At 71.9% G+C, this 16514-nt stretch carries 14 protein-coding genes, 1 pseudogene and 1 riboswitch; of the genes and pseudogenes, 11 read left to right on the forward strand and 4 right to left on the reverse strand.

The window, feature by feature from the left end:
- From G6R25_RS24880 to G6R25_RS01770, 8 genes and pseudogenes are all read left to right on the forward strand, one after another.
- Positions 1 to 307: pseudogene (locus G6R25_RS24880) on the forward strand (hypothetical protein); the annotation flags it as partial.
- A 466-nt stretch (positions 308 to 773) separates the two neighbouring features.
- Positions 774 to 1427: an alpha/beta hydrolase gene (locus tag G6R25_RS01740; RefSeq protein ID WP_163551395.1), complete on the forward strand. Its 654-nt coding sequence runs from the start codon at positions 774 to 776 to the stop codon at positions 1425 to 1427.
- Between the two features lie 315 nt (positions 1428 to 1742).
- A riboswitch (cyclic di-AMP (ydaO/yuaA leader) is annotated at positions 1743 to 1933 on the forward strand.
- A 467-nt stretch (positions 1934 to 2400) separates the two neighbouring features.
- On the forward strand, positions 2401 to 3153 hold the full coding sequence (locus tag G6R25_RS01745) for a peptidoglycan-binding protein (RefSeq protein ID WP_163551396.1): 753 nt from the start codon (positions 2401 to 2403) through the stop codon (positions 3151 to 3153).
- 271 nt (positions 3154 to 3424) lie between these two features.
- Positions 3425 to 4414, forward strand: coding sequence for an AfsR/SARP family transcriptional regulator (locus tag G6R25_RS01750; protein ID WP_163551397.1), 990 nt, complete (start codon positions 3425 to 3427; stop codon positions 4412 to 4414).
- Positions 4415 to 4629: 215 nt separating this feature from the next.
- Positions 4630 to 6495, forward strand: coding sequence for an asparagine synthase-related protein (locus tag G6R25_RS01755; RefSeq protein WP_163551398.1), 1866 nt, complete (start codon positions 4630 to 4632; stop codon positions 6493 to 6495).
- A 94-nt stretch (positions 6496 to 6589) separates the two neighbouring features.
- Positions 6590 to 6922: a lasso peptide biosynthesis PqqD family chaperone gene (locus G6R25_RS01760; RefSeq protein ID WP_163551399.1), complete on the forward strand. Its 333-nt coding sequence runs from the start codon at positions 6590 to 6592 to the stop codon at positions 6920 to 6922.
- Complete coding sequence (locus tag G6R25_RS01765) at positions 6916 to 7353, forward strand: lasso peptide biosynthesis B2 protein (protein WP_336500321.1); 438 nt, start codon at positions 6916 to 6918, stop codon at positions 7351 to 7353. Before G6R25_RS01760 ends, G6R25_RS01765 begins: the two co-directional genes overlap by 7 nt.
- A gap of 50 nt (positions 7354 to 7403) precedes the next feature.
- On the forward strand, positions 7404 to 9269 hold the full coding sequence (locus tag G6R25_RS01770; protein ID WP_235947085.1) for an ABC transporter ATP-binding protein: 1866 nt from the start codon (positions 7404 to 7406) through the stop codon (positions 9267 to 9269).
- 30 nt (positions 9270 to 9299) lie between these two features.
- Here G6R25_RS01770 and G6R25_RS01775 read toward each other — a convergent pair whose 3' ends face one another.
- The 3 genes from G6R25_RS01775 to G6R25_RS25910 all read right to left on the reverse strand — a co-directional run bounded on the left by G6R25_RS01775 (position 9300) and on the right by G6R25_RS25910 (position 12707).
- The gene (locus G6R25_RS01775; protein ID WP_163551401.1) at positions 9300 to 10733 is read right to left on the reverse strand and encodes an acyl-CoA synthetase; all 1434 of its coding nucleotides are present in this window, start codon (positions 10731 to 10733) and stop codon (positions 9300 to 9302) included.
- Positions 10734 to 11465: 732 nt separating this feature from the next.
- Positions 11466 to 11966 carry a hypothetical protein gene (locus tag G6R25_RS25905; RefSeq protein WP_235825704.1) on the reverse strand — a complete coding sequence of 167 codons (501 nt, stop codon included), beginning with the start codon at positions 11964 to 11966 and terminating at the stop codon, positions 11466 to 11468.
- Between the two features lie 48 nt (positions 11967 to 12014).
- The gene (locus G6R25_RS25910; RefSeq protein ID WP_235947086.1) at positions 12015 to 12707 is read right to left on the reverse strand and encodes a helix-turn-helix domain-containing protein; all 693 of its coding nucleotides are present in this window, start codon (positions 12705 to 12707) and stop codon (positions 12015 to 12017) included.
- Between the two features lie 53 nt (positions 12708 to 12760).
- Between G6R25_RS25910 and G6R25_RS25915 the strand changes: the two genes are divergently transcribed.
- From G6R25_RS25915 to cbiE, 3 genes are all read left to right on the forward strand, one after another.
- On the forward strand, positions 12761 to 13669 hold the full coding sequence (locus tag G6R25_RS25915) for a hypothetical protein (RefSeq protein ID WP_235947088.1): 909 nt from the start codon (positions 12761 to 12763) through the stop codon (positions 13667 to 13669).
- Positions 13666 to 13908: a hypothetical protein gene (locus tag G6R25_RS25920; RefSeq protein WP_235826206.1), complete on the forward strand. Its 243-nt coding sequence runs from the start codon at positions 13666 to 13668 to the stop codon at positions 13906 to 13908. Before G6R25_RS25915 ends, G6R25_RS25920 begins: the two co-directional genes overlap by 4 nt.
- A gap of 144 nt (positions 13909 to 14052) precedes the next feature.
- Positions 14053 to 15438 carry a precorrin-6y C5,15-methyltransferase (decarboxylating) subunit CbiE gene (gene cbiE, locus G6R25_RS01795; protein WP_163551402.1) on the forward strand — a complete coding sequence of 462 codons (1386 nt, stop codon included), beginning with the start codon at positions 14053 to 14055 and terminating at the stop codon, positions 15436 to 15438.
- Positions 15439 to 15462: 24 nt separating this feature from the next.
- Here cbiE and G6R25_RS01800 read toward each other — a convergent pair whose 3' ends face one another.
- Complete coding sequence (locus G6R25_RS01800) at positions 15463 to 16287, reverse strand: FadR/GntR family transcriptional regulator (RefSeq protein ID WP_235947090.1); 825 nt, start codon at positions 16285 to 16287, stop codon at positions 15463 to 15465.
- Between the last annotated feature and the right edge of the window lie 227 nt (positions 16288 to 16514).

Here is a 16514-nt window from a genome sequence, read left to right on the forward strand (position 1 = left end):
GAACCTGCGGCTCATGATGAACCTGCGGCTCATGATGGACTGCGCGGCGGTCACCAGGACCTGCGCCGATCTGATGTGCCGGATGTCGCCGTTCCGCGGCGACAATGTGTACCATGTGCGCACGGGTCTGCGGCGCCTGCGCGGAGAATGTGCGAGAAGATGCCGCGCGACGACCAGCCTGCCCGTGCCTGCCGGGCCTGCATGGACAGCTGCAACGCGATGGCGGGCGCCGCTGCCTGAGCTGCATGTGGGCCCGCCGCCGGTCTGTGGTGTCCGCGCTCCGCGGCTGCCTGGCCGCTCCCGCTAGCGCCGCGTGACGTCCATGTACCTGCATCTCCGTGGCGCTCTGTCCGCCACGGAGACCGGAGTCCGCCTCGAGCACGCAACGTGGCGGACTCCGGCGACCGGCGGAAATATCCACGAAACTAGGGTTAATCGTGTTGACATGCGTTCGGGGCGCGGCCAGAATTTCGACCATGCCTCGTCCGGCTCGACGGCCGTCCGCTCTGGTCATCCGTGGCCACATCGACTTTCTGCGTGTCGCCTCCGCGGTCTGTCCGGTCCGGGTGCCTCGCTAGTCCTTCCCCGCCGAAGCGTCGTCGTCGTCCCAGGCATCTCGCACGTGCTCTGCCGCTGCACCCCATCGCTGTCGCACCCATCACCATTCGGCCGGGCTGCGCCGATCGGGCTTCCCATCGCTGGCACGTGTCCCTTTTTCTTCGTGCTGGCGCGCGTTGTCATCCGCGTCCGGACGGCTCTGATCGGAGCATGCCGTGTCCATTCCACTCTCCCCGCTCCCCTCCCATCCGCGCCCACGCGGCTACGTCGGCGGTCCCGGTTCCCGCTACTGGCCGAGCGGCGATACCACCCGGCGCGCGGGGGCCAATGTGGTCCTCCTTCCCGGCCGCGGGGAATCCGCTGAGATTTTCGAGAACCTGGCTTTCAGGCTGGCGCTCGATGGCTATCAGGTGACCTTTCTCGACCATGGTCAGGACTCGGTCCTGGCCCTTGGCGAGGCGCGCGAGCCGGGACTGCCGTTCGTTCTGCTCGGTTCGGACAGCGGCGCCCTGCGCGCACTCGTCGGCGCCGCGTCGCCCGCCGTCCGCCCGGATGCGCTCATCCTGGTGGATCTGCCGCTGCTGCACCGCCCGGTCGCCGACGAGTATCCCGGCGAGCCGATCCCGCGATCGCTCCCGGACCTCCCCATCCTGCTGCTGCACGGCGAGGACGATCCGGTGACTCCGTTTCCGCTCGTTCGGATGGCGACGCGGACCGCCCGGCGGGCGAGGCTCGCGGCCCTTCCCGGTGGCCGGGGCGTGCTGTCCGGCTCGGGGCGCCGTGCGGCCGGCGCGCACATCCTGCTCTTCCTGGAAGGCCTTCGGATGCCACGGCTGGCCTCCGCTCCACGGTTCGCCTCGCCAGCCTGACCAAGCCGCCCCCCTCAGATCGACCCCCGGCTCGCCGGGCTGCGCATGGTCCTGTCCGCGGGCTCGGTCTCTCCACCGCCGTCGACACCGGCCGTACCGGCCGTACCGGCCGTCTCCTGCCCTCGGCCGTACGAATTGGGTCGCACGGTCGATAATCGGTGATCCTTCTCGAGATTTGAAGATTCGGTCGATCTCTGAGAGTTGCGGTGTCGCAGCGCTATGCACGCAAAGTGATGGGCGTGCGCCAAAATTCGTACAGAACTAGTACTTGTCACTACGGTACGTAGTTCGCTACGGTTGCCGGGCACCAGTTACCCCGGGCCGACGCCGAATTCTGCCCACGGTCCGGGGTCCCTCCGAGACAGCTTGGGCAGAAGCGGGGGAACCATGTTCCGCCGGGCGGCCCCGTCACGGCCGCCCTCGGGGTTAAGTCGCCTCCACGGAGACGACCGGGCTTCCCGGCCCGAACCCGACAGCTAACCTCGCAGGCGTACGGGAAGGATTCTTACGTTGCCTGTGCACCGGGAACGCGCGGCCAGGGTCTCGCTGACCACCCTGCCGACCTGTGCTTTCTGCGACGCGCCCTCGCCATGACGGGCGCCGTTCTCGCCCTGACGCAGCCGCGAGAACGTGCCACCGGCCGGCGCCTGCCGGCCGACCATGTGCACGCATGACATCACCGACCCACCTGGCGGACCGCACGGGTCGCCGCCGGCGGTCGACCGCGATCCCCGGACCGTCTGCATCGGGCGGCCAGGCGTGATGCGGTCATCTCGCTGATCGGGCCGGAACTCTCACCCAATCTCGAAGCTCCTTTCGTCGATCGTCCGCGCGACCCGGACGGATGCTTTTTCGAAATCAGATAGTCTGTGCTGCCCATATCTGGCGAATGAGAACCGCTCCCCTCCGTTGAGCGGTAGCCATAACCGATTCCAAACCTGTGTTCGACGACACCGAAATGAGATGTCAAAGAATGTCTAATGGAAAGCATCGGAAGCGATCCACCCGGCACCGCGGCGCCGTCATCGCCGCCGCCGGCGTGATCGGTGCCGGAGCCAGCATGCTTGCCACCGCGAGCCCGGCGAGTGCCGCCACCGCCACCGGCACCGGCACCGTCTCGGACGTGACGATCGCCAGCGCGGCGGCGAACGCGGGTCTCGCCGGCTGCCGTGGCGTCCCGCTGTCCACCTGGGTTGCGGTCGCTCTCGGGGAGTCAGGCGGCAATACCTTCGCCCACGCCACGGTCGGTGAGGACTCGCGCGGGCTCTGGCAGATCAACATGCGTGCGCACGCCGGCTGGGTGGGCAGCCGCAACCTCTACGACCCCGCCACCAACGCCTGGGCGGCGAAGCAGGTCTGCGACAGTCAGGGCGTCACGGCCTGGAGCGCATACACCTACGGCAGGTACAGCCGGTTCCTGGGGCGAGGCCAGGCCGCGGCGGCCGCCGTCGCCGGCGGCGGCATCAGCGTCCGTAGCATCTCCTACGCCGCGCCCGCTCCGGCGCCCGCGCCCGCGCCCGCGTATCCGTCACTTGCCAGCGGTCTGGGCTACCGGCAGGACGTACGGCAGATTCAGCAGAAGCTGGCCGACCTCGGTTACCCGATCAGCGTCGACGGCCAGTTCGGTTACCAGACGAACCACATGGTCAAGGACTGCCAGCTCAAGCATGGTCTGCTGGTGGACGGCGTGGTCGGGCCCCAGACACGGGCCAGCCTCGGCATCTGACAGATCCCGAGCGGTGCGCCGCCGCCGGGTGGAGTTCCGGTCCACCCGGCGGCGGCGCCGTCTCGGGGCGCCAGACGGCCGTCGCATCGTCACAATCCATCGCATCCCGCAGGACGCCATCTCCTGAGCGACCGTCACACTCCGGCGGAGTGAGAGGACTATCGCCGGTCGAGCGGGGTATTTCCTGCACCGGCCCAGGCGGGCCGTCGGCCCCTGGGCAAAGGTGCAACGGGGCCCGATCAACGAGGACCTCCAACCGACGAGGATCATCATGATCGACGAGCTCGGAATCGTTTCGGGCCCGATCGTCCGTCCCGGCACCCGGACTCCCGGCGAAGCAGATCACGCCTTCCGGTGGCCCGGTGCGGCGGCGGCCGGGCCCGGGCCGGGTGTGGTGTTTGCCGTACTCGGCCCGCTGGAGGTCTGGCGCGGGCCGGGGGAGCGCGTCCGCATCGACCAGCGCAAGAAGCGGGCGCTTCTGCTCACACTGCTGCTGCACGCCGGGCGGTGGACCTCGGTGGAGGAGATGCGTCTGGCGCTCTGGCAGGACGACGCACCCAGGTCGGCGTTCGGCAACATCAAGACCTATCTGTCCGAGCTGCGGCACACGCTGCCCACGGCAGCAGGGGATCCGGCGGTGCCGGCATCGATCAGGGCGGTGGGCCCGCGGGCTACGGTCCTTCGCCGCCCGGCCGGCCCAGGTCGCATCGAAAGCCGTTCGGGGGAGTACAGACTGGTCGTCGCGCCCGATGAGATCGACGTGGTCCGCTTCGAGCAGGCAGCCGAACGCGGCCGCGTCGCGGCCCGCGCAGGGACGCCTACCCAGGCCGCGGAGCTGTTCGAGCAGGCGCTCGGCTGGTGGCGCGGAAACGCGTTCGACCAGCTGCCGGCCGAGGTCGGTGGCGCCGAGAGTCTCCGTCTGGAGGAGGCCCGGTGGACGGTCCGGGAGGCGCTGATCGACGCGCGAATCGCACTCGGTGAGCATGATCAGGTGCTACCGGCGCTGCGTGCGCTCACGGTGGAGTACCCGACCCGGGAGCGCCTCTGGGCGCAACTGCTGGTCGCGTTGGAGCGCAGCGGTCGCCGGGCCGAGGCGCTGTGCGAGTACCGCGACCTCTATCAGCGGTTGGTGACGGAGCTTGGGATCGAGCCCGGCGCGGAACTGCGCCGCGTGCATCAGCAGGTCCTGGACCCGGATCGCGGCTGGTCGCGGTCGTCCTCGGAGCAGACGGGCACGCCGGCACCGCTGAACCGGCAGTGAACCATCCGCGGGAATCCCCACCGAGGGACCGTGCCTCCACCTGCCCGTAAGGCGGAGCAATGCGAACTTAGGGAGCATCCATGACGGCGAGCTGTGGATCCCAGCACCTGGCGCCCGGCGGCCGGTTCGGCGGGGCGACCCGGGGCCGGCAAGGCCGTCACGGCGGTGGGGGATCCGTCCCCGGCGGGTTCCTCCGCTGAGCGGCTGGGGTCGCGGTGACAACGCCCATCACTGCCCGTCGGCTGGGCCGCGGCGACGCCCGGCGGGCGCCGTCCCGGCCGAGCTGCTGGTTCGTCGCCTTCGCGGACCGGGAACCGGTGACGCTGCCCGCCGGGATCCGCAGAGTGCTCAGACACGCCTCGGGGCGGCCGTGGATCGTCGGCGACTGGCCCGATGAAGCGGTGGTCAGCGCGGCGACCGGTCGGGCCCGGATAGCGCTGGTCGGTTGTGCCGCGACGAATCCCACTCAGCTCCTGCGGTTGCTCCTGGCGGCGCGGGACGTGCACGCTCTCGACATCGCGCGCGCCGTGGCCGGCGACTATCACGTCATCGCCGAGATCAACGGGCAGCGCAGGCTCCAGGGCAGCCCGACCGGCACACGGCGGATCTTCACCGCGGTTTCGGGGGGGCAGAACGTCGCCGCGGATCGCGCCGACGTTCTTGCTGAACTGACCGGCGGCGGACTGAACCGGACGGCGCTGGCGCTGGCGCTGCTTGCCCCCTGCCCGCCGCACCCGCTCGACGACCTCGTTGCGTGGGAGTCGGTTGAGGCCGTGCCACCCGACCACTACCTGTTCGCGGACCGTGATGGACGGGTCGAGCTGATGCGCTGGTGGCGGCAGCCGGCAGCGGCGCGTTCGCAGGCCGAGGGCGCACCGATCCTGCGCGCGGCCCTCACCGAGGCGGTGGCCGTGCGGGTGGCGGCGGGGCGCACGGTCAGTGCGGACCTGTCCGGTGGGCTGGATTCGATCTCGGTGTGCTGCCTGGCGGCCCGCGGTCCGGCAGACATCGTCGCCGTCACCGGGATCGCCCGGGGCGCCGATGGCGACGATCCGCGCCGGGTGGCCCGGGCGGTCGCCTCGCTGCCCGGCGTCGCCCGGGAAATCGTGCCCGCACGCGAGCTCCCGCTTGTCTTCGACGGCCTCGCCTGCGCCGGTGAGCCGCTCGATCATCCCTTCGCCGGCGTCGTCGACCGGGCGAGGCTGCGCGCGGGGCTCGAGCGGGTCGCCCTTTACGGTCCGCGCCTGCACCTGACGGGTTCCGGCGGCGAGGAAATCGCCGGGGGTACGCCGAACTACCTGCCTCGGCTGGCCCGCCGGCACCCCTGGACCGCGATGCGGCACCTGAGCGGCTACCACGCCCGCCAGGGCTGGCCGTGGGTCGCGAGCCTGCGGATGATGCGCCGTCGGGACTATTCCGACTGCCTGGGCGACATGGCCCGCACCCTCCATCAGGCTGCGCGTGGGGGGAACCCGACGCGGCACGGGCCACCCGATGTGACGGCTCTGGACTGGACGCTGCCGCCGATCGTCCCGGTCTGGCTGACCCGCGTCGCCCTGGGGCTCATCGCGGAAGCCCTCGGCGACGCGGCTCGCCGAGCCAGCCCCCTGGCCCCGACGCGCGACGGACACGCCGACCTGTTCGCGATCCGCACCGCCGCGTCCGCCTTCCGGCTGCTCGACCAGGTCGCGGCCCCGGTCGGCCCGCCGCTGAGCGCGCCGTTCCTCGACGACCGGGTCGTCCGCGCCGCACTCGCCGTTCGGCCGCAGGAGCGCACCTTCCCGTGGCAGGACAAGTCGCTGCTCAAGGAGGCGATGCGGCAGGTGGTGCCGGCGAACTGCGGGTGCCGGGAGACCAGCGCGGACGCCGACGCCGAGCAGGACCGGGGGCTGGCGGCGAACCGTGGCGTCCTGATGGGGCTGTGCGACGATTCGCCGCTGGCCGAGCTCGGGCTCATCGAACCGGACGCGCTGCGGGAGGCGTGTCGGCGAGGCACCGACGCGGACCGCCGGCCCGAGACCCTCCAGGCGACCTTCGCGGCCGACGCATGGCTGCGTACCCTCGCCGGTCGCCTCGACTGAGCGCGGGCGGGCCGCGGGAGGCCGGCGGGAGGCCGGCGACGGCACCCATGGCGTGGGAGATCTGCTGACGATCGACGGACCAGCAGGAGTGGACATGGTGATGTTGCGATCCGACGTGGTGCGGGCGCCGACCGAATACGGCGCCGTGCTGTTGCACACCGACGATGGGCGGTACTGGACGCTCAACCCCTCGGGTGATCTGGTGCTCCGCGTGATGCTGGACGGGGGAGACGTCGCGGCCGCCGTGCGGGAGTTGTGCGCGACGAGAGAAGTCGATCCGCAGGTCGCGCGCCGCGACGTCGAGGGCCTGCTGGCCCAGCTCGCCGATGTCGGCCTGATCGAGCCGCCGTCTGAGGCCAGCCGGTCGTCTGAGGTCGAGGCCGGGTGCCCCGGCCACCACGTCAACAGGTCGGAGGCACGGTGGTGACGGCGCTGATGGTCGTCGAACCGTCGGAGGTCCTGCTGCGCCCCGGTCGCCGGTTGGGGGCGATGGCCGCGGTCGGGGCCGCGCGGCTGCTCGCGACCCAGCCGCCTGCGCGCATCCGTCGCGTGCTCGCCCGGCTGGGCTCCGGCGCCCGGCCGGCGGAATACACCAGCGCACTCGCCGCCCGCCGGGCGGTGATGGCCGTGAGCCCCACATGTCGGGGGGAGCGGGGTTGCGTGCCCCGCTCGATCGCCACCACCCTGCTGTGCCGGATGACAGGCAGCGTGCCGACCTGGTGCGTCGGGGTGCGCACTGTCGCGCCGTTTGCCGCGCATGCGTGGGTCGAGGCCGACGGTGTGATCGTCGGGGAGTCGATGCCGCCCGGCTACCTGCGGGCGCTGCTCGTCGTCGGGCCGGGGGCCGCGCCGTGGTGAGGGGGCTGGCTGAGCTCTGGGCGTTGCTGCGTGGGTACCGACGACCCGTGATGATCGCCACGGTGCTGACCGTGATCGGCACCGGTGTCGGGGTGCTCCAGCCACTTCTCGTGATGAGAGTGATCGACACCGCGCAGGCGGGTGGCATCCCGTTGTGGCTGGTTGGGGCGCTTCTGGGCCTGTTTGTGGGCCAGGCGATCATCGACACCATCGGGCATTACCTACTGGAACGAGCCGGTCAGGGGATCCTGCTCAGCCTGCGCCGGCGGCTGATCGGCCATCTGCTTGCGCTGCGGGTGCAGATCTTCGACACCCGCCGGATCGGGGATCTCATCTCGCGGGCGAACACGGACACCACCGTGGTGCGGGAAGCGGTGGCCTACAGCTTCACCTCGGTGATCACCAACCTGATCGGGGTGGTCGGTGCCATCGCCCTGATGGTCTGGCTCAACGTCTGGCTGTTCCTGCTCGTCCTCGCGGTGGTCGCCGTGGCCGGGGTGATCGTCCTCAGCGCGCTGTCCCGCATCCGCGCGGTGTCCGAGCAGGGGCAGGCCAGCGTCGGGGGCATGACCGCGGACCTGGAACGAGCCCTGGTCGCCATCCGCACCGTGCGGGCGAACCGGGCCGAGCTCCGCGAGACCGAGCGGATCGGCGATCACGCCGCCGGCGCCTACCAGGCGGGCCTGCGGATGGCGAAGCTGGACTCGGTCATCGCTCCTGCCATGCAGCTGGCCGTGCAGGGCAGCGTCCTGGTCGTCCTGCTGGCCGGGGGTGTGCTGGTGGCCCGGGGTTCGGTCTCGCTCGGCAGCCTCGTCGCCTTCCTCCTCTATGCGACCTACCTGGTCATGCCGTTGTCTGCGCTCATCGAGTCCGCGGCGACGATCCAGCGCGGTCTCGGCGCGCTCTCGCGGGTCAACGCCGTGTTCGCGCTGCCGCGGGAGGACGACGACAGCGTGCCCCCGGCCGAACGAGCAGGCGGGGGAGAACGGCTCGCTGCGGCCGCAGCGCCGACGCCGACGGGTGACGGCGACCGATCGGCGGCGATCGAGCTGCGAGACGTGCGATTCGCCTACACCGCGACGCCTGTGCTGCGTGGAGTGTCGTTCCAGGTGCCGAGGCGGGGCCACATCGCGCTGGTCGGCGCCTCGGGAGCAGGCAAGTCGACCGTCCTCGAACTTGTCGAGCGGTTCTACGATCCGGATGAGGGCCTGATCCTCTTCGCCGGCCGCGATGTCCGTTCCCTCTCCCGCAGTAGCGCCCGGACCTGGGTGAACCTGGTCGAACAGAACACACCGGTGCTGCACGGCACGCTGCGGGACAACATCGTCTATGCGATGCCGGACGCGGGCGAGGACGAGATCGCGCAGGTGGTGGCGACGGCGGGGCTGCGGGATCTTGTCGACCGGCTGCCGGACGGGCTGCACACCCCGGTCGGCGATCACGGCGTGCTGCTCTCTGGTGGGGAGCGACAGCGGGTGGCGATCGCCCGGGCGCTGCTGCCGCGCCCCGCCGTGCTGCTGCTGGACGAGCCGACGTCCCAGCTCGACGCGGTCAACGAGCGCGCGCTCACCCTGGCGATGCGTCGGATCGCCGCCGAGCGCGCCCTGCTCGTCATCGCCCACCGCATCTCCACGGTCCGCGCCGCCGACCGCATCGTCGTGCTGGACGAGGGACGGGTGATCGCGGAGGGCACCCACGACGAGTTGATGGCGACCAGCGCGTTCTACCGGGGGCTCGCCACAGCCCCACCGACGCGGCCCCGGGCAGCGGCGCAGGAGCGACCTGCGCGAGACGAGCATCCGCCGGCGGGTCCGTTCGGACCGCCGCCGGGGGGCGGCGACGGCCCGGTGGGCCCCCTCAGCCCGTCAGGGCGCCGTCGAGGGGGACGTGCGGGGCGTCGCGCCGCCGTGGGGTGAGCTACCCCCATCGCCGGGGGAGTCAGGGAGTCAGGGGGTCAGGGCGGACTTGCGGACCTTGCCCATGGGATTGCGGGGTAGCTCGGAGACGAAGTGGATCTCCCGCGGTCGTTTGTGGACGGACAGCTCCCGGGCCACGAAGTCGGTGAGGTCGACCGCGGCCGATCGGCTGCTCCTTCCACCGCCGATTAGGTCGGGGGCGACGACGAAGGCCGCGATCCGCTGCCCGAGGTCGTCGTCGGGAAGGCCGACGACGGCCGCCTCCCGTACCTGCGGATGTGCCAGCAACGCGGCCTCCACCTCGCCCGCGCCGATGCGGTAGCCCCCGGACTTGATCAGATCTGTCGACCGTCGTCCGACGATGCGGTGGTGCCCATCCGGCGCGATCACCGCCGCGTCTCCGGTCCGGAACCAGCCGTCGGCGGTGAAGGAGGCGTCGGTGACGTCCGGGCGGCCCAGGTAGCCCCCGAACAAGGTCGGTCCCTGGATCTGCAACTCGCCGATGCTCTGCCCGTCGGCCGGCAGTGCAGCACCGGTCTCGTCGTCGACGAGCCTGGTCCGCACGCCCTTCAGCGCCGCGCCGACCCAGCCGGCGCGGCGCTCGCCGTCGGCGCGGCTGCTCGTCGTGATCAGCGTCTCGGTCATCCCGTAGCGCTCGATGGGCGCCGAGCCGGTGAGCGTGGCGAGCCGGGCAAGGATCGGCGTGGGCAGGGCCGCGCTTCCGGAGACAAGCAACCGGGCCGCGGCCAGGGCCCGCGCGCTGTCCGGATCGTCGCAGACCCGGGACCAGACCGTCGGCACGCCGAAGTACAGGCTTCCACCGGCGGCCGCATACGCGGTCGGAGTCGGCCGGACGGTGTGGACCAGTCGGCTGCCGACCCGCAGCGCGCCGAGGACACCCAGGACGAGGCCGTGCACGTGGAACAGCGGCAGCCCGTGCACGAGGGTGTCGTCCGGGGTCCAGGCCCAGGCCTCGGCGAGGGCGTCGAGGTCGGCGGCGATGGCCGCGGCCGGCACCATGACGCCCTTCGGCGCCCCGGTCGTGCCGGAGGTGTAAAGGATGAGTGCCGCCTGGTCCGAACGTCGCTGGCCGCCCGTCATCGCCTCCGGCGACGCGGTGCGGGCGGCGGGATCGACGGGCACCACCGGAACCGGAAGATCCTCCCAGTCCGGGGAGCCGAGCAGCAGCTCGGCGCGCGAGTCCCGCAGGATATGGCCGCGTTCGCGCGGACCGGAATCCGGTGGCACCGGGACCGCCGGCACCCCGGCGAGCAGGCAGCCGACGACGGAGACGACGGGGGCCATGGAGGCCTCGGCGTGCACCGCGACCGCCCCGGCCCCCGCGACGCGCCCGGCCACGGTCGCCGCGGCTCCCATCAGCTCGGCCCGGGACAGAACCACTTCGCCGACCTGCACGGCCGGAGCGTCGTAATCGACGTCCAGGGATGGGAAGAGCAGCGTCACGTCCGGATCCTCTCGCCGCATCAGCCTGCCCCCACGACGGTACGGGCTACCGCGGGTGCCGAGCCCGCGGAACCCCCGTCAACCGCCGGATCAGACCGGGCCCTGGCGGCGCTCCTCCCGCGGCGACGGATCCGGCGGCCGCTCGGCTCCCGGCCCTTCGCCCTCGGCCCATACTGTCCGGTCCACGATGCCATGCGGGCAGCGGCCGGACCCATCACGGGCAACCGGCTGCGGGCCTCGGGCTCCGGCGATGGCGGCCCCGCGAGCCCGGCGGCATTGTTTGCATCCAGTTACGCTGATCAGCGGCACCATCCGCTCCGGTTCCGGCTGGTCGGTCACTTGTTCCCGCCGATTTTGCCGGTGCCGTTGCATGAGGTGCATCTGGTCATCTGCGCGCCGGGGTACGCGCCGTCCTCGTCCCTCTCCGCGTTCGGCGCGACAGTCTCGCCTTTCCCTTGGCAGGTCGGGCAGTCCGCGGCGGTGGTGCCGGCATCGACTGGGTTGCTACCGGACCCGCCGCGCTTCGTCCCCCCGCTGCCGGACGATGCTCCACCCCGGGTGTTCCCGCGCTTGTTCCATGCCACGCTTGCTCTCGTACCGCGTCGACGGTAACCCCGGAACCGGCAGGGGAGGCAGGGGAACAGCCGGATCTGTTACCGGCCGACGTGGGTCAGACCGCGGCGGCCCGGCGGCCGAGCTCCTGCATCAGCGGCTCCTGCGAGGGCGAGCGCGTCAGACGTCCGCTCCGGCCGGAAGTGCGGGCCGCTGCGCCGCCGCCACGAGCTCGCCAAGGTCCCGTACTGCCGGCAGTGATCGCCAGCGGGTATCCAGCCGCTGCCATGTCTGGGCGGCCGGCCCGACAACCCATGATGTGCGCTGGTCACCGACCGCCTCCGACGCGCTGCGCGTCGCCGCTGCGGCCCGCTCTGGATCCGGCTCAGCGCGGCACAGGTAGCTGCGCGCAAGGGCGTTGTAGGAGCCGCCCAAGTTTGTCGTATGGCCCGCGGCGCGATGGGCATCCACCGCCCGACGCGCGAACTCCTCCGACGCCGGATCCTCCAGCGTCGCGAGGATCGCGGCCGTCTGAGCCAGCGCTTGGTCCTCATCCACTTGCACCTCGCCAGGCAACACCGGGCCCGCCCACACGTGGCTCCACATGTCGTCGAGCGCGGCTCGGGCGCCGATCTCGTCACCGCCGCTGGCCGCAGCCCGGGATTCGCACGCGGCGAGCATGGGCCTCGCATACGGGTGTGCGTTACGACGCCGCTCGGCGGCGACGGCCTACGCGCGATGAGGATTGTTCCGGAAGTACTCGAAGCTGCTGTCTACGGCGGCGACACAGCCGGACAGCAGCCGGTCTCCTGCCTCTTGAGCGTGCTGGCCGGCTAGGTCGAGATATGTGTCGCTGGCCGCCTGCTCGCCCAAGTCGTTGGCGGTCAATGCCAGATAGATCGAATACTGGCCGGCCCGCAGATCCAAGACCGTGCGCGTCCGCCCGCGTACCCGGCCATCCAGCATCTGCTCCGTCGACCGCCACCTGCGTTCCGCGCGCTCGGCCAGGACCATGGCCGGGGTGGTCGTGTATGCCACGGCGATCTCATTGATGTCAGCCTCGATCTCGCGCAGGGTCGGAGGTGCGATCGCGGCGGCTGCGGCAATGCGTCCCGAGATCTGGGCGGCAGCGGCGGCGGCCCCGAGCAGGCCGAATTCGCGGCGGTCCGTCGGACCCACCTCCTCGTCCGTGGGGGGCACCGGTAGACCGGTACGCATGGCGTGGATCCGTCGTCTCCAGCGTGAGAGCTCGCCCGCGGTGGCGCAATAGCTATCGAGGCGAGCTGCCATACGTTCAGATGGCAGCAGCTCGCCCTGCTCGACCCGGGTCAGGTCGGCCCGGTCAACGCGCGCCTCCTTGGCAAAGCCGCGTACGGATCGGCTACCGCGTAGATCCGTGATCCGCCGCGCGAACTCGGCCATCTCCAGCTTCCACGACTCCACGGCATCCCCCTGCTCGCGGGGTGTGGTGTGGCGTGTACACCAACCTGGTGCACGTGTCCGACTCGATGTGGGGCGTCTTCGCGCGGCCCGGCGTGGGCCTGGCGACCAGCTCCTACAGCAGCGTCCCGGCCGAGCATGAGCAGGTCACCGGCCGGCGCGGCTCCCACGCCCGGACCCGGGAGAACATCATCAGGACGCTGCAGCAAAACATCCCGCTGAGTGTCGGCCTCATCGACACCGGGACTGGCGACGTCAGCCGGGCGCGCGCCGAGCTGCTCGGCCTCGGCGTCACCAACATCCGCGTCGACAAGGTTCGCGCGTTCGGCCGCGCGGCCGGCGGCGATGCCAAGGAGGGGGGCTGCGAGAACTGCGGGCTCGGTCGTGCGGCGGTCCAGCCTGACGGCAGGCGCACTCCGTGCGTGATGGTCAGTGACTGCGACGGCGGCAACATCCTGGACGCCCCGTTGGCCGACCTCCTGACCGGGCAGCGGTGGCTGGACGCGGTGGGCTCAGTGCCGCGGCCCCAGGGGGTCGTGGAGGGGTGTGTGCCGAACGACGGCAGCGACTTGCCCCCCCGCGGGCGAGACGACGTGCCAGCCGGACTACGACTCGTGACTGAAGGTTGGCAGCTCCACGCCCGCGCCTTGGCCGATACGGTCACCCATCCCGGCTCCCGCTGGTACCCGGTCGTCGCCGGCACCCCGCGGCACGAACTCGTGCCCGCCTGGTGGGCGCGCGGCGGCGGGGAGTGGGTTGTGCGCCGCGGGCCGCTTGCGGACGCCTACGCCGACCGGTCGCTGGTCACCCGCGTGGGCATTGCCCACGCCGATCATGCGGCCGAGGACGATCGGCCCACGGGCCGGGTGACCTCGTCGTCCACCCTGCCCTCCCTGGTCACCGCTACCAGCGCGGGCCCGACGGCCGGCACACCGCGATCATGACCCACCCGGATGGATCGTGGGCTCGGGCCACCGCGGTCGGCACCGAACTCCCGATCGTCCACCAGGGCGGGCCGCGCCGCCTGTGGGACGTGGCCGACGCCGTGCGCGACGAGTGGCCCCGGCAGGGTTGGACCCCGTGGCTCGGCGCCCGCGCGAAGATCGAAGACGACGGTTCGATCCGGCTCGCCCGCGGTGACTGGAAGGCCACCATCCCCGCCCGTCGCCCTGACGGCGGCTGAGCCACGACAGCGGTTTCGGGCGCCGCTCGGCCCATCGTCCGCTGATCCGAGGTTGGACTACGCTGGCGCGCTGTGCCAGGTCCAGCGTCCCCTCCAGAACCCCCGTCGGTGCCACCGTCCGATCCGGCGGTCGCGGACCCGCGTGTGACACCGCGGGTGACCGTCGTCGGGGTGGGCGCGGACGGCTGGATCAGCCTGTCTTCGGCAGCGCGCGACGCCATTCGCGCGGCCGACGTGCTCTTCGGGGCACGGCGACAGCTTGATCTCATCCCGGAACGCGCCGACGGACACAGGATCGGCGCACGCAGGATGACCTGGCCTTCGCCGCTTCTGCCGGGCCTCGCCGGCCTGCTGGCCGAGCATGGCGTCACGGTGGCCGGGACGGGCGGCGCCGATGCCGCCAGCGACGCGAAGTCCGCCGGGGACGCGAAGTCCGGCAGCGACGTCTGCGTCCTCGCCAGCGGCGATCCGATGTTCCACGGGATCGGCACCACGCTCGTCCGCCTGCTGGGATCGGATCGGGTGCGGGTGCTGCCCCATCCCTCGTCGGTGTCCCTGGCCTGCGTACGGCTGGGGTGGGCCGTGGACGGGGTCGACGTCGTGAGCGCGGTGGGCCGCCCGTTGGCTCAGGTGCACGCCGCGCTCGCGCCGCATCGCCGCCTGCTGGTGCTCAGCGCCGACGGGACCACGCCCCTCGAGCTCGCCGATCTGCTGGTCGACCGCGGTTACGGCAGGAGTCCGCTGACGGTGTTGGAGCGGCTCGGCGCGGCCGACGAGGCTCGACAGCAGGCCCCGGCCCGAGACTGGGCGGCCGCGTCCGCCGTCTGGCGGGCCACTGGCACGGTGGGGCCGAGCAGCGCCCGGATCGTCTCCTCGCTTCGCCCACCGGCGGACCTGAACGTGGTCGCCGTCGAGCCGCTGCCCGCGCAGGGGGCCGCGCACCGGCCGCGCACGCCCGGGTTGCCCGACGACGCCTTCGAACACGACGGCCAGATCACCAAACGCGAGATCCGGGCGGTAACCCTGGCCAGCCTCGGCCCTGTCCCCGGCGAGCTGCTCTGGGACGTGGGGGCGGGTTCCGGCAGCATCGCCATCGAGTGGATGCGTGTCCATGCCAGCTGTCGAGCGATCGCCATCGAACCCCGGGCCGATCGAGCGGAGCGCATCCAGCGCAACGCGACGGCGTTGGGGGTACCGGCGCTACGCGTCGTCACGGGCCACGCCCCGCAGGCCCTGACGGGCCTGCCTGCGCCCGACGCGGTTTTCGTCGGCGGCGGTGCCACGGCCGTCGGGCTGCTCGAAGCCTGCTGGGCGGCGTTGGCGGGGCGCGGCCGGCTCGTTGTCAACGCGGTGACGCTCGAGTCCGAGGCGGTGCTCGCGGCCTGGTACGCGCGGCGAGGTGGGGAGCTGACCCGTCTGTCGGTCAGCCGGGCGTCACCCGTCGGCGGCTTTACCGGATGGCGTGCGGCGATGCCGGTGACCCAGTGGACGGTCTGGCCGGGTGACCACGCCGCTGACGGCGACCGTTGATCGGTTGATCAGCTGATCAACCGATCAACCGAGCAGGTCCAGGACGCAGCGGTCGGCCGGACCCCCGGGTATCGCATGGTCGGGGGCGGCCAGATGCTGCCGCCAGTGCCGGTCGGCGCCCGCCGCATCACCGATCTCGACGAGGTCGACGAGGGCGGCGTGGAGCTGGCGGGTGGCACCGGCGCTCAGCCGGTTGTCCACCGCCCGGTCGACGGCCGCCGCCGACGCGGGCGAGGCGTCGGGGCCCGCGCCGGCGATGGCATGACCATGCTGGGCGCTGGTCAGCTCGACGAGATGTTGCAGCATGCCGGTGACCACCGACAGGGACTTGTTGCCGGTGAGCTCGACGACGGCCAGGTGGAACGCCGCCTGCGCCGCCGCGAGTGCCGTGGGGTCGTCGACGACCTCGTCGGCCTCGGCAAGGATGCCGCGCAGGACCGACACGTCCACCGCATCGTGCCGTTCGGCTAGCAGCGCCGCGCACGGTGGCTCGATGATGGCGCTGGCCTGATGGACGTCGCCCAGGGTGGCACCGCGATGTTCGAGGACGAGGCCGGCGTAGCGGGCGGCGACCGTTGGACTCGGGAGGTGGACCCGTGCGCCGCCGTGAGCTCCGCGGCGCACCGAGATCAGCGCCTCCGCCTCGAGGACGCGAAAGGCTTCGCGCAGAGTGGGCCGGGAGACGCCGAACTGCGTCATCAGGGTGGGTTCGGGAGGGAGAGCATCGCCCTCGGTGAGCTCGCCGCGAATGATTCTCCGCCGCAGTTGGCTGGCGACGAGTTCGGCGGTCTTGGGGACGCGGACCCGGCGGCCCACCGGCACCGCGCTTACCGGAAGCGGAGGGGACACCCGCGAGATCCGATCGTCGATGGGCGGGGGGGACCCCGGTGGCTCGGCCGACGCCCGGCTGCCGGCCGGTGCGGACGGTGCCTGCGATGTGCCTGGGCGGGATGCCGCCGGAGCGGCTGGCCGGGCCATGAGCGGTCCTCCTGCAAAGGCGCGCGTCGGTTGCCGATCGATGATCGTTAAACATCGGTGGACTGTGCGGGCTATTTATGTTAACAGACATCTTTCGC

Origin of the sequence: Candidatus Frankia alpina (assembly GCF_902806485.1) — a bacterium.
Taxonomy (GTDB): Bacteria; Actinomycetota; Actinomycetes; order Frankiales; family Frankiaceae; genus Frankia; species Frankia alpina.